The sequence below is a fragment of the Dellaglioa sp. CoH-55-MRSF-8 genome, from assembly GCF_056782195.1.
The window spans coordinates 1-457 of sequence record NZ_JBXAYH010000076.1 but is presented as its reverse complement, the minus strand read 5'-3'; the positions used below and the strand labels follow the sequence as shown (position 1 = coordinate 457).

Below are 457 nucleotides of genomic sequence, written 5' to 3'. Positions count from 1 at the left end.
CTTACAAGCTGCGAGCTATGGGCATCAGTGAAGCATTCATGGAAGGCGATACATCGTACGCAGCGGCCGAATCCGCATACTCGTCGTTCCTTGAGACGCAGAACGCGTATCGTCAGTATCTGACGGACAGCATCTTCTACTCGAAGATTTTTCCGCTGGTGGCCGTCGTCGACAACTTGTACAAGGACCCGCGCAAACGCGCGCAGACAGGTCACGTTGTCGATTTCCTGTTCAACAAGGGTAATCGTTCGAACCTGAAGCTGCCGCAGCTGCACTGGCATAAGAAGCTTGAGGTGAAGGGCGAAGAGAACATGATGGAGATGCTTGAAATGGCATCGGAGAAGGGCGTGCCTGTTCCGCTTAAGATGTGGATGGCCGCAGCCCAAATCGATCCTGAAGCTCTCGATCGTGACCTCAAGGAAGACCGCGAGTACCGAGCCCTGCTCCAGAAGTACAC

1 protein-coding gene is annotated in these 457 nt (G+C 54.3%); it reads left to right on the top strand.

The features are described 5' to 3' along the window. Positions 1-457, top strand: a 457-nt coding sequence (locus AC1RPW_RS07980) for a hypothetical protein (RefSeq protein ID WP_481769439.1), incomplete at both ends; no start/stop codon positions are given.